Origin of the sequence: Actinoplanes siamensis, from assembly GCF_016862395.1 — a bacterium.
Taxonomy (GTDB): Bacteria; Actinomycetota; Actinomycetes; order Mycobacteriales; family Micromonosporaceae; genus Actinoplanes; species Actinoplanes siamensis.
The window spans coordinates 1-18,620 of sequence record NZ_BOMW01000014.1; the positions used below are offsets into that span (position 1 = coordinate 1).

Genomic DNA, 18,620 nt, shown 5'->3' on the forward strand with positions numbered 1-18,620 from the left:
GCGTACCTGCAGCGGCGGGCGCCCGCCACCCCGCCGCGGCGGGCCGTCGCGTTCGCCGGGCACTCGATGTTCAACCTGCTGCCGTTCGTCGCTGTCACCGCCACCGCGATCCTGGTGATCAGCGTCAGCGCCCAGGACATGAGCTCCCGGCAGCGCACCGTGATCATCGGCGCGGTGCTGATCGCCGGGTTCGTCGTCGCCCGCCAGCTGCTCAGCCTGCGGGAGAACAACGTCGCCCTGCGCGGCATCCGCCGGCAGCAGGCCGAGCTGGAACGGCTTGCGCTCAGCGACAAGCTGACCGGCCTGCCCAACCGCACCCGCTTCGCGGTGGACCTGGACGAGCGGATCGAGGCGCACGAGCCGGCCACCGCGCTGCTGATCGACGTCGACGACTTCAAGATGATCAACGACACGCTCGGCCCGGCGGCCGGCGACCAGCTCCTCGTCCAGGTCGCGCAGCGGCTGCGCGAGCACTGCCGGCCCGGCGAGCTGCCGGCCCGGCTGGGCGGCGACGAGTTCGCCGTGCTGCTGCCGGTCGACGAGCCGGCCGAGGCCGAGACGGCCGCGGCGCGCCTGCTGGCCGGCATCGGCCGGCCGTTCCGGATCAACGACCAGCAGCTGCTGCTGCACGCCAGCGCCGGCATCGCGATCGCGGCCGCCGGTGAGACCGCCGACGAGGTGCAGCGCAACGCCGACATCGCGATGTACGCCGCCAAGGAGGCGGGCAAGGCCTCCTGGGTACGGTTCGAGCCGCGGATGCGCCAGGACATGGTGCACCACGCACGCCTGGCCAGCGAGCTGCACAACGGGATCCTCCGCGGCGAGCTGCGGCTGGTCTACCAACCCGTGTTCGACCTGAGCACCGGCCTGCTGGCCGGGGCCGAGGCGCTGGTCCGCTGGCAGCACCCGGAGCGCGGCTTCGTCTCGCCCGGCGATTTCATCCCGGTCGCCGAGCGGTCCGGCCTGATCGTCCCGCTCGGCTCCTGGGTGCTGCGCGAGGCGTGCGAGCAGCTGGCCCGGTGGCGTGCCGAGTTCGGCGACGCGGCGGTCGAGGCGATCAACGTCAACGTGGCGGTGCGCCAGCTGCGCGGGGCCTGCTTCGTCGACGAGGTGGCCGCGGTGCTCAGCGAGACCGGGCTGACCCCGCGGCACCTGATCCTGGAGGTCACCGAGTCGTCGGTGGTGGACGGGTGGCAGGTGCGGGAGACGCTGCAGGCGCTGCACGACCTGGGCGTCCGGCTGGCGCTGGACGACTTCGGCACCGGGCAGTCGTCGCTCAGCCTGCTGCGGGCGTTCCCGGTGGACGTCCTCAAGCTGGACAAGTCGTTCGTCGACGGGATCGCCGACGGCGCCGACCGGGGCCGCCTCGCGGTGGCCGCGGCGGTCGCCCAGCTCGCCGAGCATCTGCAGCTCAAAGCGGTGGCCGAGGGCATCGAGAACGCCGAGCAGCAGGCCCGGCTGCGGGAGATGGGCTACCGGTACGGGCAGGGTTTCCACCTGGCCAGGCCGCTGCCCGCGGAGGAGTTCGCTGGGCTGCTGGCCGCCGCGCCGGTCCGGGCCGGGGTGTCCGGGGCAGAGCTCAGCTCGTCACGGTGAGGGCGGCGAGGCCGGCGGCGGCGCGCAGGTCGATGCCGGTCCCGTCGCGGCCCCAGCCGTTGGCGGTGAACGACCGGCCCGGGGCGACACCCTGGTGGGTGGCACCGTCCAGAGTGACCTGACCGGCGCCGGAGTCGACGCGTACCCGGATCGGGGTGGCTTTCGCCAGACGCACCCGGAACTGGTCGACGCCGCCGGTCATCCGGACCCCGACGATGCCGTGCGGCTCCGGCAGGGTGAGGTCGATCCGGCCGGCGCCGCCGTTGAGGTCCAGCGCGGCGAGGTCCGCGCCGGTCAGGTCCAGAGTGCTCCGGGCGGTGCCGCCGTCCAGCCGTAGGGTCCAGCGGACCCGCGAGCTGAGCTGGATGGCCACGGTGGCGCCGCCGCCGCTGCTGCTGCCGCCGGGGCGCAGGCGCAGCCGCAGGGCGTCGCCGTCCTGCTCCACCGACGGGGTGAGGCCGCCGCTCTCCGGGGAGGTGATCCGGAACAGGTCACCGCCGAGATCGGCGGCGGTCAGCTCGATCCGGGTGGCGCTGTCCAGCACGGCGAAGGAGGCGGCCGTCAGGCCGTTGCGGGGACCGGTCAGAGCCTGGTCGCCGGTGGCCGGCCGGGCGCCGCCCGCGAATGGCCGGGTGTCCGGCGCTGAGCGGGGGACCAGGACGAACGCGGTGGCCAGGGCGGCCAGCAGCGCCGCCGCGGCGACGATCAGCAGCGGTCTCCGGCGGCTGCCCCTGCCGGACAGGGGCGCGAGGTCCGGTGGCGCGGTCCAGCCGGGCAGGGGACAGGCCGAGGTGAGGGCCGGGTCGTCGAACGGGTCGCCGGCTGGCGGACGGGCGGCGGGGTCGATCGGGGTGAACCCGTGGGGATCGGTGTCCTCCTCCGGGAACTCCCGCGGCGCCGGCCACTCGGCGGTCGGATCCAGCCGGTCCTCCTGCGGCCCGGCCGGGATCGGCTGCATCAGGATCCGCCGGGAATCCAGCCCCGGATCGTCGTCGCTCATCGGTGATCGCGCTCCCATCGCCTCGGTCATGACTACGGACGCCGGGCGGGCGCGGATCGGTGCGGCGGCGAAAAGGGTGACGCCCCGGCCGGGCGGCCGGGGCGTCACCGGACTGCGCGGGATCAGGCGTCGACCTCGGTGCGGTCGTCGGTGGCCCACAGGGTGTGGAAGGAGCCCTCCTTGTCCACCCGGTGGTAGGTGTGCGCGCCGAAGAAGTCACGCTGGCCCTGGATCAGGGCGGCCGGCAGGCGCTTGGCGCGCAGGCCGTCGTAGTACGCCAGCGCGGAGGCGAAGCCCGGCGCCGGGATGCCCTGCTGGGCCGCGGTCACCACGACGCGCCGCCAGGCGTCCTGGGCGCCGCTGACCGCGTCCAGGAAGTAGTCGTCGACCAGCAGCGTGGTCAACGACGGCTGCTTGTCGTACGCCTGCTTGATGAAGTCCAGGAACTTGGCCCGGATGATGCAGCCGGCCCGCCAGATCTTGGCCATCGCGCCCGGGTCGATCTCCCAGCCGTACTCCTTGCTGGCGGCCTGGATCTGCTGGAAGCCCTGGGCGTACGCCACGATCTTGGAAGCGAACAGCGCCTGCTCGACGTCCGCCCGCAGGTCCCCACCGGCGTGCTCGGCCCCGGCCGACGGACCCGGCAGGCCGGCGTCGGCGGCCGCCTTGCGCACGTCCGCGCCGCCGGACAGCGCGCGGGCGAAGACCGACTCGGCGATGCCGCTGACCGGCACGCCCAGGTCCAGGGCGGCCTGTACGGTCCAGCGGCCGGTGCCCTTCTGCTCCGCCTGGTCCAGCACGATGTCCACGAACGGCCGGCCGGTGGACGCGTCGGTCTGCTTGAGCACCTCGGCGGTGATCTCGATGAGGTACGACCCGAGCCGGCCGGAGTTCCACTCGCCGAACGTGGTGGCGATCTCCTGCGGGGACAGCCCGCCCACCTGGCGCAGCAGGTCGTACGCCTCGGCGATGAGCTGCATGTCGGCGTACTCGATGCCGTTGTGGACCATCTTCACGAAGTGCCCGGCGCCGTCCGGTCCGACGTGCGTGCAGCACGGCTCGCCGTCCACCTTGGCCGCGATGTCCTCGAGCAGCGGGCCGAGCGCGTCGTACGACTCCCGCGGGCCGCCCGGCATGATGCTCGGCCCGTGCAGCGCGCCCTCCTCGCCGCCGGACACGCCCATGCCCACGAAGTGCAGGCCCTTGGCCTTGAGCGCGGCCTCCCGGCGCCGGGTGTCCGCGTAGTGCGCGTTGCCCGCGTCGATCAGCATGTCGCCCTCCTCCAGCAGGGGGGCGAACTCCTCGATCACGGCGTCGGTGGCCGGGCCGGCCTTCACCATGATCACCACGCGGCGGGGGCGCTCCAGGGCCGCCACGAAGTCCTCGGCGCTCTCCGCCGGAATGAAGGTGCCCTCGTGGCCGAACTGGTCGACCAGTTCCTTGGTGCGCCCGTAGGACCGGTTGTGCACCGCCACGGTGTGCCCGTGCCGGGCGAAGTTGCGGGCCAGGTTGCGGCCCATCACCGCAAGGCCGGTGACTCCGATCTGCGCCTTCTGCGACATTCCTGCGTCCTCTCGTAGCCGGCCCGTCACGGGCCCCGCAGTCCTTTCTACGGGATCGGGCGGGCCGCGGTTCGATCACGTCCAAGTAATGAACATGCCGGGGCGGGGTGAACGCGGCAGAGATCCGCGCGGCGGTACGCTTCCTGCCATGTCGTTGCGGGCCGTGCCGTCATCCGCTCGGTGCTGACATGCGCCGGGGCGAGATCTGGACCATCGGCGACCGCTCCGACCTGCGTTACCGCGTTCTCGTGCTCTCCGCCGACAGCTACAACGAGCGGGACAACGCGTCACCGTACTGCGCGCCGATAGTGCGCCAGCGCGGCGTCACCGAGCTCCCCCCGTTCGCGGTCGCCCTCACCGAACAGGACCCGATCACCGGCGTCGTGGTGGTCAACCGGATGCGCCGGCTGCCCGCCTCGGTCGGCGCCGAGCGGATCGGCATGGTCACCGGCGCCAGCATGGCCCGCCTGACCGAGGCCATGCGGGACCTGTTCGAGATCTGAGTCCCGCTCTGCCCGGGAGGATCCCCGAAAGCCTTACGCCCGACCGGGTGACTGTCCCATCAGGGCCGCAGGCAGCGGCCGGGCCCGGATGATCGGGGGATGCGACCGCGCCGCGCGCTGGCGTAAGCAGGAACCGGAAGGTGGCGCGGGGAGGTCGTCGGGTGGGTGGTCGGGCGTTCGTGGAGACGATCGGTGATCGGCGGGCCGGCGACCGCGCCGCGATCGAGCGGGCGGTCGGGCTGCTGGCTGGCCGGGCCCGCTGCCGGATCGCCGACGCGTACCACCACCTGTTGCGGATCGCCGCCGAGCAGCGCCGCGACCCGGCCGACGTGGCCGGCCGGGTGATCCGGCTGCTCGACGCCGCGGACGGCCCTGCGCCGCACCCCGCCGGCGACCTCCTCGTCGACCGGCTCGCCGCGGTGGAGGAGCTGGCCGGCCTCGGCTGGGGCGAGTGGGACCTGGTCACCGGCGAGGTCTACTGGTCGCCCCAGCTCTACCGGATCTACCAGCGCGACCCGGCGCTCGGGCCGCTCACCCGCGCCGAGGGGCGGCACGCCGCGGCCGGCGACGGCCTCTCGCTGCGCGAGGCGGCGCTCGCGGCGGCACAGGGCCGGGACCGGGTCGAGCTGGTCCAGCGGGTCCGGATCAAGGGCCGGATCCGGAGACTGCGTACGGTCGCGGACACCGTCCGGGACGCCGACGGCCGCCCGGTACGCCTCTTCGGCATCGTCCAGGACGTCACCGAGCAGCCGGTCAGCGCGCAGCGACTGGCCGAGGTGGAGCGCAAGCTCGACGAGCAGCGCCGGGCCACCAGCGCCGAGCACGACCTGACGCTGCGCCTGCAGCAGATCATCCTGCCGATCCCGGACGAGCCGATCGAGCTGCCCGGTCTCAAGGCCGCGGTCCGGTACCTGCCGGCCGGGCAGGAGACCATGGTCGGCGGCGACTGGTTCCACGCGGCCGCGCTGCGCGACGGGACCGTGCTGCTCGCCGTCGGCGACGTGGCCGGCCACGGCACCCAGGCCGCCAGCAACATGGCCCAGCTGCGGCACGCCCTGCGCGCGCTGACCGTGGTGGACAGTGACCCGGGTATCCTGCTCGGACACCTCAACCGGCTCACCTGCGAGCTGGAGCGCGAGTCGCCGGAACTGGCCGCGACCGCGGTGCTCGCCCGCTTCGACCCGCGCCGGCAGCAGCTGGTCTGGGCGCAGGCCGGCCACCCGCCGCCGCTGCTCTGCCGGGACGGCCGGACCACGCCGTTGGCCCGCCCGGGCGGCCCGATGCTCGGCGTCGTGGAGGACGCCCGGTACACCGCCGCGGTGGCCGAGTTCCGCCCCGGCGACGTGCTGCTGCTCTACACCGACGGGCTGGTCGAGCACCGCGGGCAGAGTCTGGACACCGGGCTGGACGCGGTGATCGCCGCGGTGGACGACGCGGTCCGCGCCGCGCCGTACCGGCCGCTGCCCGAGCTGGTCGGTCGGCTGCGGCGGGCCAATCCGGACGACGACACCTGCATCCTGGCCGCGCGCCCGTCCACCGGCGGCACGCGCGACCTGCGGCGCCTGATCGGCCGCAACTGACGCCTGGCGCCCGGCCGCCGTCCCGCGGCTGGCGCTGGGCGGTGTCCGGCGGGGTCGAGGGACCTCCGCGGACCGGCCGGCTTCGCGGCTGCCGCCGCGGACCGGGTGGGTCAGGATTCCTTGGTGAGGTGGACGAGGGTGAGGTCGGGGCGGATCTGCTCCCGGTGCGTCTCCTCGTAGCCGTGCCGCTCGTAGAGCCGGATGTTCGCACTGCTCAGATGCCCGGTGAACAGCGCGAACCACTCCGCCTGCCCATCCCCGGCCGCCTCGATCGCCGCGAGCAGGCGGGTGCCGATGCCCCGGCCGCGCAGATCCGGGGCCACGATCAGGCGGGCGATGCGCAGCACCGAGCCGTCCAGATGCCCGCGGACCGCGCCGACGATGCGGTGCCCGAGGACCGCCTTCAGGGCCAGGCTGTCGCGCAGCTCCGCGGCCAGCTCGTCGAACGACTGGACCAGGGCCGGCAGGTGCGGGTCGTCGTACAGCTGCGCCTCGGCGACGTAGGCCGCGAGCTGCAGGGTGAGGATCTCCCCGGTGTCGGCCGGCTGCACCGGGTGGATCTCGATCTCGTCCACCGACCCATGATCCCAGAGATTCCGCGGCCTATGACAGGATGTCGCGGTGCGGCCCTCGGTCTCCTGTGTCTTCGTCTGCCACGACGGCGCCGGCCGGATCCTGCTGGCCAGGCGCTCCGCCCAGGCCCGCGACGAGCCCGGCACCTGGGACTGCGGTGCCGGCGCGCTGGAGTTCGGCGAGACGTTCGAGGAGGCGGTCACCCGTGAGGTGACCGAGGAGTACGTGGCGCCCCCGCTGGAGATCACCCAGCTCGGGGTGCGGAACGTGGTGCGTGAGGACCACTGGGTCGCGATCGTCTTCGCGGTCCGGGTCGACCCCTCGCGGGTACGCGTCGGCGAGCCGCACAAGTTCGACGAGCTCACCTGGTGCACCCCGGACGACCTGCCGGCTCCCCGGCACTCCCAGCTCGCCGCGACACTCGCCCTGCTGCCGCCGCGGTAGCGGCCGTCGCCGGCGGAGGTGGAGCCGGCGCCGCTCGCGGGGGTGCGCGACCCGGGCCGATCAGGTGTGCCGGCCGGCTCGGACGCCACGGAAACGTGCGGCGCCGGTGCTGTCAGGGCTTGGTCCGCGGCGGCGTTGCTCCGGCTCCGTGCGGCGCCGGTGCCGTCAGGGCTTGATCCGGCGGCGGGGGATGTCGGCCAGCAGGGCGTCGAGCGTGTCGGTGTCGGCCCAGCCGTTGACCGCGATCTCGCCGGCGGCCGAGACGGTCACCTCCAGGCGGTCCGGTCCGGCGTCCTCCCGCAGCCGGCCGGTGAGGTGCAGGAACCGCTGGTTCGTGGAGCCGACCCAGGGCCGGTCGTGGTCCAGCAGCTCGCGGCGGAACGGGCCGGCGACCAGCAGGTCCGTCTCGGCCAGCAGGGCGGCCACCCCGTGGTCGTCGCGGCGCCGCAGGTCGTCGTACTCGAATCCGGTGAAGGTCATCACCGAGCGGCCGGCGGACCGCACCCCGGCAGCCACCGCGGCCAGACCCTCGGCCTGGTCGAAGGGCTCGCCGCCGAGCAGGGTGACGCCCCCGGTGCCGGTGGCGAGGATGCGCTCGACCAGTTCGGCGGGCCGGGTGGGTACGCCGCCGCGGGCAGTGAACAGGTGCGGGTTGAAACAGCCCGGGCAGCGGATCGAGCAGCCCTGCACCCAGATCGCGGTGCGCTCGCCGGGTCCCTCCGCCCGGGTGCGGTCGAGGAACCGGGCCAGCCGCACCTCAGGCGGCTCAGACATCGACGATGCGGCCGTACGGGCCGGGCGGGGTGTCGTCCGGCGGGACCGGTGGGCTGCAGGTCAACCGGTCGCGGATGGCCGCGAACTCGTGCGGGGCGAGGGCGGCCGCGGCGGCGAAGTCGTGCACGCTGACGAAGCCGCGGCGGCTCCGCCGGACCTGGACGACCTGGCCGGCCCGCGCCGGGGTGAAACCGGGGAGCATGGCGAGATCCTGCTCGGCCGCGGTGTTGACGTCCACCTGGGCGGGCGGCTGGTAGGCCGGCGGCGGGGCGTCGTGGGAAACCTGCGGCGGGGCGGTGTACGGCGCCTGCGGCGGAGCACCGTAAGAGGGCTGCGGCGGGGCGTTGTAGTACTCCTGGGGCTGCGGAGCCGCCCCCTGCAGGTACGGCGGCAGCTGCTGCGGGGCGGGCTGCGGCGGCCCCACCCACGCGGTCTGCGGCGGCTGCGAATACCACGGCCGGTAACCGGCCCGCCAGCGCAGCCACGCCGGGTTGATCACGAACGCGTGCACGATGCTCGCGAACCAGGCGATGATCCAGCACGTGTAGAGCAGGTCCTGCGCGACGCTGTCCGGCTTCACCTGGCCGCCGAGCATGATGCCGGTCCAGCAGAGCACGCTGTACAGCACGCCCGGGATCCACCACCCGGGCCGCTGGGCGCGGATGCCGACGTAGAGGAAGCCGAGCCCGCCCAGGCAGCCGAAACCGGCGATCGGGAAGAGTACCCAGGCGCTGTGGCCGAGCCGCCAGGACAGCTTGGCCGGGCCGGCCGGCGGCGGCGCGACCGGCCGGCCGGGATGGCCCGGGTGACTCCCGTCAGGCGGGGTCCACGTCACGGTTCACCTGTTGTTCCTGCACGTGCTGTGCCTCCCGGGTGAAGTCGGCGGTGTACGAGCTGTCCCGCACGGCGCCGCCGACCAGGTCCTCGAGTACGGCAATGTAGTCCAGGCACTCGTCGCCCAGGATGTCCAGGGTCTCGGCGCTGACCTGGCCGTCCCCGCTGACCGTGACGACGATGCGCGGCCGGCCCGGGCCGCCCGTCACCGTTGCACCTCGAAGACCAGGCGCACGCTGGCGTCCTCGCGCACCGACTCGGACTCCAGCCGCAGGCCCGCGGCCGGCGCCTGCTCCCGGATCCGTTCCAGGACCGCCTGCTGGACCCGCCGCCCGTACGCCGCGTCCACCTCGGTGACCAGCTCGACGGCCCGCTCCTGGGTCATCCCGGTGGCGTGCGCCGACCAGATGCCGTCGCCGCCGCGGTTGAACGCGAGCACCTGCCCGCCCCAGACCGCGGTGACCGCGTCCGCGCCGGCGGTCACCGTGGCGCCGGTGTCGCGCAGCGCGTCCGCCAGCAGTGTGACGTCACGCATCCGGGTGCCGACCCGGACCACCGACCGGCCGTCGTGCAGGCGCTCGGCGCGGGCCTGCACGGCCGCCGCCCCGGCCAGTGCCAGCGGCACCAGCAGCAGTGAAACACTCACCTTCGACTCCCCGTCTCGTTGCGGAAATCCCAGTCGTCGGTCGAGGTCGCCGACACGGCCCGGTTGCGGGCCCAGCCGCGCAACCCGTCGATCCGCTCGGCCTGGGTGACGCTGAGCGGCACAATACTCATCACGGCGCGCACCAGGTCGTCCCGGCGCAGTGCCCGGCGCTCGGCGAACGCGTCGAACAGCCCGACGGTCACCGCCTGCTCGATCTCCGCGCCCGAATACCCCTCGGTCAGCCCGGCCAGCTCGCCGAGCAGCCCGTCCCCGGCGGTCAGCTCGCCGGCGGCGCGCGGGTGCCGCAGCGCCCGGGCCAGGTGCAGGCCCCAGATCGCGACCCGCTCCGACCGGCTCGGCAGGTCGACGAAGAACGCCTCGTCGAACCGGCCCTTGCGGAGCAGCTCGGGCGGCAGCCCCTCGAAGTCGTTGGCGGTCGCCACCACGAACACCGGCCGCTTTTTCTCCTGCATCCAGGTGAGGAAGGTGCCGAAGACCCGGGCGCCGGTGCCGGAGTCGCCGCCGGTCCCGCCGGCGAACCCCTTCTCGATCTCGTCGATCCAGAGCACGCACGGGGCCACCGCCTCCGCCACCCGCAGCGCCGAGCGCATGTTGTGCTCGCTGGAGCCGACCAGGCCGGCGAAGAGCCGGCCGATGTCCATCCGCAGCAGCGGCAGGTGCCACGCGGTGGCCATCGCCTTGGCGGTGAGCGACTTGCCGCAGCCGGGGACGCCGGTGATCAGCACGCCGCGGGGCGCCGGCAGGCCGTACTCGGCGGCCTCGGGCAGCCACGAGCCGTTGCGCTTGACCAGCCAGGACTTCAAGTTCTCCAGGCCCCCGACGTCGGCCAGGCCGATGCCGGCGTCGACGAACTCCAGGACGCCGCTCTTGCGTACCACCTGGCGCTTCTCGTCGTGCACGAGGTGCAGGTCGGCGTCGTCGAGCACCGGGTCGTCGACCATCGCCCGGGCGTACGCGTTCTCCGCCTCCTGCATGGTCAGCCCGGCCGCCGCGGCGACGAACCGCTCCCGCCCGCTCTCGTCCAGCGCCACCCGCAGCCGCCCGGTCGCGGTGTTCGCCTGGATCATCGCGTCCAACAGGGTGCGCAGGGCCGGGGCGCCGGGCAGCGGGAAGTCGACGATCGTGACATCCTTGGCCAGCTCCGCCGGGATGTGGAGCACCGGGGAGAGCAGGATCAGGGTGCGCGCGTGGGCGCCGGACCGGAACGTCTGGGCCACGTCCCGCAGCAGGCGGACGACCTCCATGTTCTGCGGGTACTGCCCGTCGACGTGCATCGGGTGCAGGTCGCGGAAGACGAAGACGGCCGGCTCCTCGACGCGCTGGACCGCGCGCAGCGCCTCGGTGGCCCGCTGGCCGCCGGAACGCGGTCTGCCGTCCGGCTCGATCAGGCCGCCGGTGACCGACCAGGTCCAGATCGCCCGTGGCTTGCGGACCAGCACCTCGTCGCCGGCCACCGCGGCGATCTGGTGCAGGGCGCGCTGCTCCTCGGAGGTCTCCACGTAGAGCACCGGGAACCGGGCCTTGAGCAGCTGCGCCAAGGTCTCCGGAAACGACATCGAGCTTCCCCGTCCGTGTGGCGTGATCCCGGACATTTTATGGTCGGGCGGCAACGGAGCGGCACCGTCACCCGGCTACTCGATCTTGGACGGTTGGACACCGTTGGATATCGTCGCGGCCGCACCGAGCGCACCCGGCGATCAAGCAGCGGTCCCGGCGCGCCGATCACGGGGGTATCACGTCTGGTGAACAAGTCCGTCCTACGGGTGGTCCTGGCCGCGCTGGCCGTCGCCGCGCTCGGCGGCTGCGGCACCGACCGCTCGAACCCGGCGCCGCCGCCGGTCCGGTCGCCGGCGACGCCCGCGCCGACGCCGTCGCGCGGCGAGCTCGCCGGCCTGGGCGCCGACGCGATCCTGGCCCGGGCCGGGGAGGCGCTGCGGCGGGCCGGCTCGTTCCACCTCAAGGGCGGCGTCGCCGCAGGCCTGGTGGTCCCGGCGCCGCCGCCGGCCGGCGAGGCCGTGCTGGACCTGCGGATCGCCGGGAACGACATGGTCGGCACGGTGCTGCTGCCCGGGTCGAGTGGGCAACTGCTCGCCGTGGGCGGGCACTGCTATCTGCGCCCGGGCGCCGAGTTCTGGCACCGGGCGGACCCGTCCGGCCGGGCGCGGCGGGTGCTGGGCGACCGCTGGATCAAGGCGGACACCGGCGCGAACGCCGCTCTGGCCGGGTTCTTCCACCCGGCGGTCACGGTCCGGGAGCTGCTGAAGCCGGAGGGGCCGGTGCGCAAGGGCGGGACCCGGGTGATCGGCGGGGTGCCGGCGATCGCGCTGCTCGACGGGGACAACGTGCTGTACGTGGCGGCCCGCGGCGAGCCGTACCCGCTGCTGCTGGAGTCGCCCGGGGCGGCGGGCCTGGTCTTCGACAGCTTCGGGGCGACGTTCCGGGGCATCCGGCCGCCGGCCCCCGGCCAGGCGATCGACCTCGCCGCCCTGAAGCTGGGAAAGGCGCATCCGAGGAACGGTTCTCCGGCACTCGTGGGCGCCGCGGACGATTGATCCGCCGTACTGTCCGAGCGTCTTTTGAAAAATGAGAAGAACGGACCATCGGAAACATCCGAAAAATCGGATGTATGGCGGCGAATGCGGCGGGTACTGGTTCGGGAATGATCCGGTACGGGGACGAGGTGGCGTCGATCGCGCGGGAACTGCGGGATCCGGGTGATCTGGAGATCCTGCTGGACCGGGCGGAGTCGGCGCGGGTCGTGATGATCGGCGAGGCCACCCACGGAACGCACGAGTTCTACACCTGGCGCGCCGCGCTGACCCGGCGCCTGATCGCGGAGCGCGGCTTCTCGTTCGTGGCGGTGGAGGGCGACTGGCCGGACTGCGAGCGGGTGAACGAGGCGGTCCGCGGCGGCCCGGGCGCGCCGGCCGACCCGCGGTCCGCGCTGGTCCGCTACGACAGGTGGCCGACCTGGATGTGGGCCAACGAGGAGCTCGTCGACTTCACCCGCTGGCTGCACGGGTTCAACCGGCCGCGCCCGCCGGCCGGCCGGATCGGCTTCCACGGGCTCGACGTCTACTCGCTCTGGCAGTCGATGCGGGAGGTGCTCACCTGGCTGCGCGAGCACGACCCGGACCGGGTGCCGGTCGCCCTGGACGCGTACCGCTGCTTCGAGCCGTTCGGCGAGGATCCGAACGCCTACGGCTGGGCCACCCAGTTTGTGAACGCCACCTGCGAGGACAAGGTCGTCGCGATGCTCGCCGAGCTGCGCGGCAGCGACTTCGGGGTGTGGCAGAACGCCGCGGTGGTGGCGGGCGCGGAGAACTACTACCGGAGCATGGTGCGCGGCGGGCCGGAGGCCTGGAACGGCCGCGACCGGCACATGGACGAGACGCTGGACCGGCTGCTCACCCATTACGGTCCCGGGGCGAGGGCGGTGGTCTGGGCGCACAACACGCACGTCGGCGACGCGCGGGGCACCGACCAGGCGGACCACGGCGAGGAAACGCTCGGGCAGCTGGCCCGGGAGCGGTTCGGCTGGGACGAGGTGCTGCTGGTCGGCATGGGCTGCTACCGCGGCAGCGTGGTGGCCGGGCCGCAGTGGGGGCAGCCGATGGAGGCGATGCGGGTGCCGCCGGCCCGGCCCGGCTCCCTGGAGGAAATCCTGCACCTGACCGCGCCGCGGGACGCGCTCTTCGTCTTCCCTGCCGACGGCCAGCCCGACCTGCTCACCACGGTCCTGCCGCACCGGGCGATCGGCGTCGTCTACCGCCCGGAGCGGGAGCGGTGGGCCAACTATGTGCCCACCGTGCTCGGCGACCGCTACGACGCCTTCCTCTGGTTCGACGAGACGCGGGCCCTGCGGCCGCTGCACACGCTCCGGGTGAACGCGCACGAACCGGAGACGTATCCGAGCGGTGTGTAATCGCGTTTGAAGCGACGATTAAATCGATCTTTGCAATGGCGTCCCTCCATCGGCCTAGTGACGTGCGCTGATGTCTGAAGGGCCATGAGTCTCTGGCCGGGAATGCAGTCCATACCAATGTGACCCGCATTACGCTGTGCGTTCATCCGATCATCCACATCGGAGCCTTCCCAGCCTGAGAACGGGGTGCCCATGAACAAGATCGTCCGCCTGCTCCTCGCCGCGTTGGTGAGCGTGTGCGGGGTGACCGTCGCGGCCGCCCCACCGGCGTCCGCGGCGCTGGCGTCCGGGTACGTGCTGACCAGTTCGGCCGCCACCCTGCCGGCCGAGCTGTCCGCACTGTCGACCGGGAAGCGCGTCCAGTACCTGTCCACCTCGATCTCCGGGAGCGCCGTCACCGCGACCGGGCTCGTGCTCACCCCGAAGACCGGGAAGAAGAACAAGGTCGTCGCCTGGGCGCACGGCACCACCGGGCTGGCCTACCAGTGCGCGCCCTCGACCAACCAGGACGTCTTCTGGCCGGAGGCCCGCGCCGCGGTGGCCGCGCTGCTGCACCGGGGCTTCACCGTGGCCGCCACCGACTACCCGGGACTGGGTACGGGTGGTCAGCACCCGTACCTGATCGGCAACAGCGAGGCGCGGGCCATCATCGACAGCGTCAAGGCGGCCCGCAACCTGGATCCGGCGCTGAGCACGCAGTACGTCATCGACGGCCACTCGCAGGGCGGGCAGGGCGCGCTGTTCGCCAGCCAGATCGCGACGGCGTACGACGGGAACCTGGTTCTCAAGGGGACGGCCAGCATCGCGCCGCTCTCCAACGCGGACTATCTGGCGCCGTACATCCCCGGGACGCCGGTGCAGGGATATCTGGTGATGGCGCTGTACGGGCTGAACGCGGTGGACCCGGGCGTGCAGCCGTTGACCGTGCTGGCGGCACCGGCCAAGGCGAAGATCGGCGTGCTGTCCACCGGCTGCCTGAACGAGATCCTCACGGCGTTCCAGAACCTGACGGCGTCCGAGCTCGTCGTCAACGGCGTCCTGCCGGACCAGGTGCTGACCAAGCTCGCCCAGTACGACAACCCGGCGCAGACCGCGCCGACCGCCCCGATCCTGGTGGTGCAGGGCACGGCGGACGAGGCGGTGCCCTACGACATCACCGCCGGGCTGCTCATTCCGCAGCTGCAGGCGTACAGCCAGCCGGTGCAGTTCGAGGTGATCGACGGCGCGACCCACGACTCCTCGGTGACCCTGTCCGCGGACCCGGTGGCCGACTGGGTCGCGGCCCGCTTCGCCTGAGGTGGGCAACTGTGGCCCGGCGTCTGCCCACGCCGGGTCGCAGCCGTCGCCGCACGGGCCGCCCGCCGCGGATCGGTTGCGCGGCGGGGAGGGCCGTGGGCCGGGCGTGCGCCCCGGGCCTCACGCGCTCACGCCCGTCACCACGACAGCCCGCTCACGCGCCCACGCGCCGGTGCTGACCTGCCCCAGCACCAGCACCGCCAGCCCCAGGCCGAACAGGATCCACCAGCCCGCGCGCGGGCTGCCGGAGGCCACCACCGCCCCGATCACGGCCACCCCGAGCGCGCTGCCCACCTGCCGGCTGGTGGAGGCGATCGCCGCCGCCACCCCGGCCCGCTCACGCGGCATCCCGGAGACCGCGGTGTTGGTGATCGGCGTGTTCACCATCGCGAAGCCGATCCCGAAGATCAGGTACCCGGTCAGCAGCTGCCACGCCGGGGTGTGCGGCCCGGACCAGGTCAGCGGCAGCATCCCGAGGGCCATCCCGGTCCCGGCCACGGCCAGCGGCAACCGCGTCCCGCGGGCCGCGACCAGCCGCCCGGCCAGCGGCGACAGCAGCGCCGACGCCGCGGCCAGCGGCAGCGTGTACAGCCCGGCCCGCAGCGCGGACAGGCCGCGGGTCTCCTGCAGGTAGAGAGTGTTCAGGAAGAGGAACCCGCCGAGCGCCGCGAACGCGCAGATCGCGATCAGCACCGCCCCGGAGAACGGCGGCCGGCGGAACAGCCCGATCTCGATCAGCGGCTCGGCCCGGCGCGGCTCCCACCACAGCAGGCCGGTCAGCGCGGCCGCGGCGACGGCGAAGCACCCGGCGATCTCCGGCGCGGACCATCCCACGTCCGGCCCCTCGATGATCCCGAACGTGATCCCGGCGAGCAGGAGGAGGACCAGGAGCTGGCCGGCCGGGTCGAGCCGGCGCGGCCGGGGCGCCCGGGACTCCGGCACGAACAGCGCGGTGAGGATCAGCGCGCCGACGCCGACCGGCACGTTGATCCAGAAGATCGAGCGCCAGCCCAGGCCGTGCACCAGGAAGCCGCCGACCACCGGGCCGATGGCCAGGCCGAAACCGTTCACCGCGCCCCACACCCCGATCGCCCGGGCCCGCTCCCGCGGCTCGGTGAACGTGTTCGTGATGATCGACATGGCGACCGGGTTGAGCATCGAGCCGCCGATCGCCTGCAGGATCCGGAACGCGATCAGCCAGCCCAGGCTGGGCGCGATGCTGCAGAGCAGGGACGCCGCCGTGAACAGGGCCAGGCCGGTCTGGAAGATCCGGCGGCGGCCCACCCGGTCCGCCGTCGAGCCGGACAGGACCAGCAGGCTGGCCAAGACCAGGGTGTAGGCGTCGATGGTCCACTGCAGGCCGGAGACCGAGGAGCCGAGATCCTCCCGGACGGCCGGCAGCGCGATGTTCATGACGGTGACGTCCAGGCTGATGATCAGCAGGCTCATGCAGCAGATCGCCAGGACCAGGTGGCGGCGGGGCACCCGTCAGTTGTAGCCGCGCCACCGCCGGGTCAGCCGGGGAGCTTCGTCACACCTCGCGGCGCCGGGCGCGGGCGACCCAGATCAGCAGGGCCCCGACCGCCACCGCGCCGAGGCCGCCGGCCATGGTGATCAGCGCGGAGTGGCCGGCGGGGCCGGTGGTCGGCAGGGCCTGCCCCGGCGGCTCGGCCGGCGCCGAGGCCTCCTGAGTGACCTCGACCGTGCTGGTCGCGGTCACGCCGGAGGTCTGGCCGGTGGCCGTCAGGGTCGCCGTGCCGGCCTCGGCCAGCGGGACCGAGATGCGGAAGTCGCCGTTGTCGTCGGCGTTGGTGTGGAGCGACAGTTGCCGCGCGACGGGGACGAAGCCGCCGCCGGCGCCGGCCGCCGGCCGGTACGCCGCCTCGTTGTCCGAGGCGCCGTAGCTCACGGTGATCGTGATGCGCTCACGCGGCAGGAAGCCGCCACCGGAGAACGTCACGCTGCCACCGGGCTCGACGATTCCGCTGGACACCGCCGCGGCCGGCGGCTCGGCCGGATAAGGGGCGGCGTGGGCGACCGGAGCTGATATGACGATCGCCGTCAACGAGGCGACCAGAAGACTCACAGACCGAAGAAAACTCACAAACCCGAAATTAGCGGCTTGCCGGGCAGATGTCCCCGGAATCGATCAACTGCGCCCACGGGGCGACGCCGGGGGTCAACCAGAGCCGCGGCCGCACCCGGGCGCCCGGCGATCCGCTGAGCAGCGTCACGTCCAGCACGCGCCGCCCGCCCGCCGGCACGTCCAGGGTCACCGTCCCGACCGCCCGCCGCCGGTCCCGGCCCGAGCCGAACGACGTCGCGGCGCCGTCCACCCGCATCCCCGTCACCGCGCCGCCCGCCGGGCTGTAGACCGAGACGTTGGTCCGGGTGGTGTAGGGGTCGCCGGCCAGGCCCAGCCCCAGGACGGACGCGGAGAGCCCGCTCCGGGGCGCTGTCGAGCCGAGCACCACCCGCAGCGTCATCTCCCGCCGCCCGTCGCGGCGGCACGCCGGGGTCACCGCGAGCCGCGCGCTGTGCGTCAGGTAGTACCCGAGCTTGGCGCCGCTGCCGTCGTTGAGGAACACCCCCACGGCCGGCCGGTCCCCGTCGCGCTCCGGCAGCACCCCGTCCAGCGTGGTGCCGTCCAGCAGCCGGTTCTCCTGCTCGTGCGCGCTCCAGACCAGCATCCGCCGCTCGGCTGCCGCCCGGACCAGCGCGTCCTTGAGCGTGAGCGGTTCCGGCGGCCGGCGCAGCACCGCCTGGAACACCGCCCGCGCCGCCGCGGCGAAGTAGGCGTCCTGCCCTCGCGCGGAATTGCGGGCGGCATAGATCTCGGACAGCAGCAGCCGTACGGCGTTGTCCGCCCGGAGCGTCGCCCCGCCCGGCACCGGCACCGGCCCGAGCGCCCCGAGCAGGTAGGAGAGCGCCACCGGATCGGTCGCGAACACCCCGTCCACAGTCGTCCCGGACCGCCGCCGGTACATCTCCCGGGCCAGCCGCGCGACGGTCGGGAAGTGCGGGGTGAGGTTGACGTCGGCCGGGTAGACAGCCGGTTTGTCGGTCCAGAGCTGCCGGTCGGAGGCGGACAGCGGCAGCACCGGCCGCGCGAACGGCCGCAGCCCGGTGGCGCTGCCCTGATCGGCGATCCGGATCCGCCCGTGGTCGGCGCGTACCACCACGAACGCCCCCGGCATCCCACCGGTGGCGCGCACCTCGGCGAGGTTCTGGAACAGCACCAGGTAGGTGCGCGGCCCGCTGTCGCCGAGCAGGCCCGGCAGCAGCGCGGCCGTCCGGGCGGCCACGCCGAGCAGGCGCACCGCGTCCGGTAGCCGATCCTCGAGGTCGAGGACCGCTTGGCGTACGGGACCGGCCAGCCCGGCCCGGGGAATCGCCCCGATCGTCGCCCGGGCCCGCCGGAACGCCAGCTCCGCGCGGGCCAGTCCGGGCGCCGCCCGGCGCAGCGGCCCGGGGTCACGGCCGATCCCCAGCTCCCGCACGAGCCGGGCGGCCGCCACGACCTGTGGGAGCCCGTCGTGCGCCAGATCGTCCAGCACCGCGGTGACGGTCCGGGCGGCGGCCAGGTCGTCACCGGCCATCGGCAGGTGGGCGCCGATCCGTACCCCCGGGTGGGAGAGATCCGCCCGGGCCGCCCGCGTCTGGCGTTGCAGCCGGCCGAGCGTGCCCGCCGCCGCGTCCGGGTCCATCGCCAGCAGCTCCCGCTGCAGCTGCTGGACCAGGCTCTGCGCGGTTCGCAGGTGGTCGCGGGCGGACAACGCCCGGGAGCCCGCCGAGCCGGCGCCGGCGAGCAGCGTGACCAGCGCGACGGTGGAAGCGGCAAAGGCCAGGCGCTTTCCGGTCATAAA

The 18,620-nt window shown here is 73.8% G+C and carries 18 protein-coding genes; 7 read left to right on the forward strand and 11 right to left on the reverse strand.

Translation table 11 applies throughout. The annotated features are described in order from the left end of the window. Positions 1–1,596: putative bifunctional diguanylate cyclase/phosphodiesterase (locus tag Asi03nite_RS06435; protein WP_203677495.1), on the forward strand; the 1,596-nt coding region annotated here is incomplete at its 5' end. Here Asi03nite_RS06435 and Asi03nite_RS06440 read toward each other — a convergent pair. Together Asi03nite_RS06440 and gnd are read right to left on the reverse strand one after the other, a co-directional pair. After that, positions 1,580–2,596 (reverse strand): toast rack family protein, encoded by a 1,017-nt coding sequence (locus Asi03nite_RS06440; RefSeq protein ID WP_203677496.1) that lies wholly within the window; start codon positions 2,594–2,596, stop codon positions 1,580–1,582. The genes Asi03nite_RS06435 and Asi03nite_RS06440 overlap by 17 nt on opposite strands. A 122-nt stretch (positions 2,597–2,718) precedes the next feature. Beyond that, positions 2,719–4,158: an NADP-dependent phosphogluconate dehydrogenase gene (gene gnd, locus Asi03nite_RS06445; RefSeq protein WP_203677497.1), complete on the reverse strand. Its 1,440-nt coding sequence runs from the start codon at positions 4,156–4,158 to the stop codon at positions 2,719–2,721. Positions 4,159–4,346: 188 nt separating this feature from the next. Between gnd and Asi03nite_RS06450 the strand changes: the two genes are divergently transcribed. Both Asi03nite_RS06450 and Asi03nite_RS06455 read left to right on the forward strand, forming a co-directional pair. Next, on the forward strand, positions 4,347–4,661 hold the full coding sequence (locus Asi03nite_RS06450; RefSeq protein ID WP_203677498.1) for a type II toxin-antitoxin system PemK/MazF family toxin: 315 nt from the start codon (positions 4,347–4,349) through the stop codon (positions 4,659–4,661). A gap of 161 nt (positions 4,662–4,822) precedes the next feature. After that, positions 4,823–6,241 (forward strand): PP2C family protein-serine/threonine phosphatase, encoded by a 1,419-nt coding sequence (locus Asi03nite_RS06455; RefSeq protein WP_239102477.1) that lies wholly within the window; start codon positions 4,823–4,825, stop codon positions 6,239–6,241. A 110-nt stretch (positions 6,242–6,351) separates the two neighbouring features. Here the strand turns inward: Asi03nite_RS06455 and Asi03nite_RS06460 are convergent, their stop codons facing one another. Next, positions 6,352–6,816 carry a GNAT family N-acetyltransferase gene (locus Asi03nite_RS06460; RefSeq protein ID WP_203677500.1) on the reverse strand — a complete coding sequence of 155 codons (465 nt, stop codon included), beginning with the start codon at positions 6,814–6,816 and terminating at the stop codon, positions 6,352–6,354. Positions 6,817–6,862: 46 nt separating this feature from the next. On the opposite strand from Asi03nite_RS06460, the gene Asi03nite_RS06465 reads away from it, so the two are divergent. Beyond that, positions 6,863–7,258, forward strand: coding sequence for an NUDIX hydrolase (locus Asi03nite_RS06465; RefSeq protein ID WP_203677501.1), 396 nt, complete (start codon positions 6,863–6,865; stop codon positions 7,256–7,258). A gap of 165 nt (positions 7,259–7,423) precedes the next feature. Here Asi03nite_RS06465 and Asi03nite_RS06470 read toward each other — a convergent pair whose 3' ends face one another. From Asi03nite_RS06470 to Asi03nite_RS06490, 5 genes are read right to left on the reverse strand one after another with little or no spacing between them, the layout of a single operon-like run. After that, positions 7,424–8,032 carry a 4Fe-4S single cluster domain-containing protein gene (locus tag Asi03nite_RS06470; protein WP_203677502.1) on the reverse strand — a complete coding sequence of 203 codons (609 nt, stop codon included), beginning with the start codon at positions 8,030–8,032 and terminating at the stop codon, positions 7,424–7,426. Next, positions 8,025–8,867, reverse strand: coding sequence for a ComEA family DNA-binding protein (locus Asi03nite_RS06475; RefSeq protein ID WP_203677503.1), 843 nt, complete (start codon positions 8,865–8,867; stop codon positions 8,025–8,027). The genes Asi03nite_RS06470 and Asi03nite_RS06475 overlap by 8 nt, the downstream gene beginning before the upstream one ends. Beyond that, the gene (locus Asi03nite_RS06480) at positions 8,848–9,075 is read right to left on the reverse strand and encodes a DUF2997 domain-containing protein (RefSeq protein WP_203677504.1); all 228 of its coding nucleotides are present in this window, start codon (positions 9,073–9,075) and stop codon (positions 8,848–8,850) included. The genes Asi03nite_RS06475 and Asi03nite_RS06480 overlap by 20 nt, the downstream gene beginning before the upstream one ends. After that, a complete protein-coding gene (locus tag Asi03nite_RS06485; protein ID WP_203677505.1) occupies positions 9,072–9,512 on the reverse strand; it encodes a hypothetical protein in 441 nt (146 codons plus the stop codon). Before Asi03nite_RS06485 ends, Asi03nite_RS06480 begins: the two co-directional genes overlap by 4 nt. Then, positions 9,509–11,089, reverse strand: a complete 1,581-nt coding sequence (locus tag Asi03nite_RS06490) for a Ycf46 family AAA ATPase (protein ID WP_203677506.1) — start codon at positions 11,087–11,089, stop codon at positions 9,509–9,511. Before Asi03nite_RS06490 ends, Asi03nite_RS06485 begins: the two co-directional genes overlap by 4 nt. Positions 11,090–11,275: 186 nt before the next feature. Between Asi03nite_RS06490 and Asi03nite_RS06495 the strand changes: the two genes are divergently transcribed. From Asi03nite_RS06495 to Asi03nite_RS06505, 3 genes are all read left to right on the forward strand, one after another. Then, positions 11,276–12,085, forward strand: coding sequence for a hypothetical protein (locus Asi03nite_RS06495; RefSeq protein WP_203677507.1), 810 nt, complete (start codon positions 11,276–11,278; stop codon positions 12,083–12,085). A 107-nt stretch (positions 12,086–12,192) separates the two neighbouring features. Beyond that, on the forward strand, positions 12,193–13,458 hold the full coding sequence (locus tag Asi03nite_RS06500; protein ID WP_203677508.1) for an erythromycin esterase family protein: 1,266 nt from the start codon (positions 12,193–12,195) through the stop codon (positions 13,456–13,458). A 192-nt stretch (positions 13,459–13,650) separates the two neighbouring features. Beyond that, the gene (locus Asi03nite_RS06505) at positions 13,651–14,754 is read left to right on the forward strand and encodes an alpha/beta fold hydrolase (protein ID WP_203677509.1); all 1,104 of its coding nucleotides are present in this window, start codon (positions 13,651–13,653) and stop codon (positions 14,752–14,754) included. Between the two features lie 120 nt (positions 14,755–14,874). Here Asi03nite_RS06505 and Asi03nite_RS06510 read toward each other — a convergent pair whose 3' ends face one another. The 3 genes from Asi03nite_RS06510 to Asi03nite_RS06520 are packed head-to-tail and all read right to left on the reverse strand — an operon-like array spanning position 14,875 to position 18,617. After that, complete coding sequence (locus Asi03nite_RS06510) at positions 14,875–16,239, reverse strand: MFS transporter (protein ID WP_203677510.1); 1,365 nt, start codon at positions 16,237–16,239, stop codon at positions 14,875–14,877. A 46-nt stretch (positions 16,240–16,285) separates the two neighbouring features. Beyond that, positions 16,286–16,840, reverse strand: a complete 555-nt coding sequence (locus Asi03nite_RS06515; RefSeq protein WP_203677511.1) for a hypothetical protein — start codon at positions 16,838–16,840, stop codon at positions 16,286–16,288. Between the two features lie 28 nt (positions 16,841–16,868). Next, positions 16,869–18,617: a DUF4012 domain-containing protein gene (locus Asi03nite_RS06520; protein WP_203677512.1), complete on the reverse strand. Its 1,749-nt coding sequence runs from the start codon at positions 18,615–18,617 to the stop codon at positions 16,869–16,871. Positions 18,618–18,620: the final 3 nt, after the last annotated feature.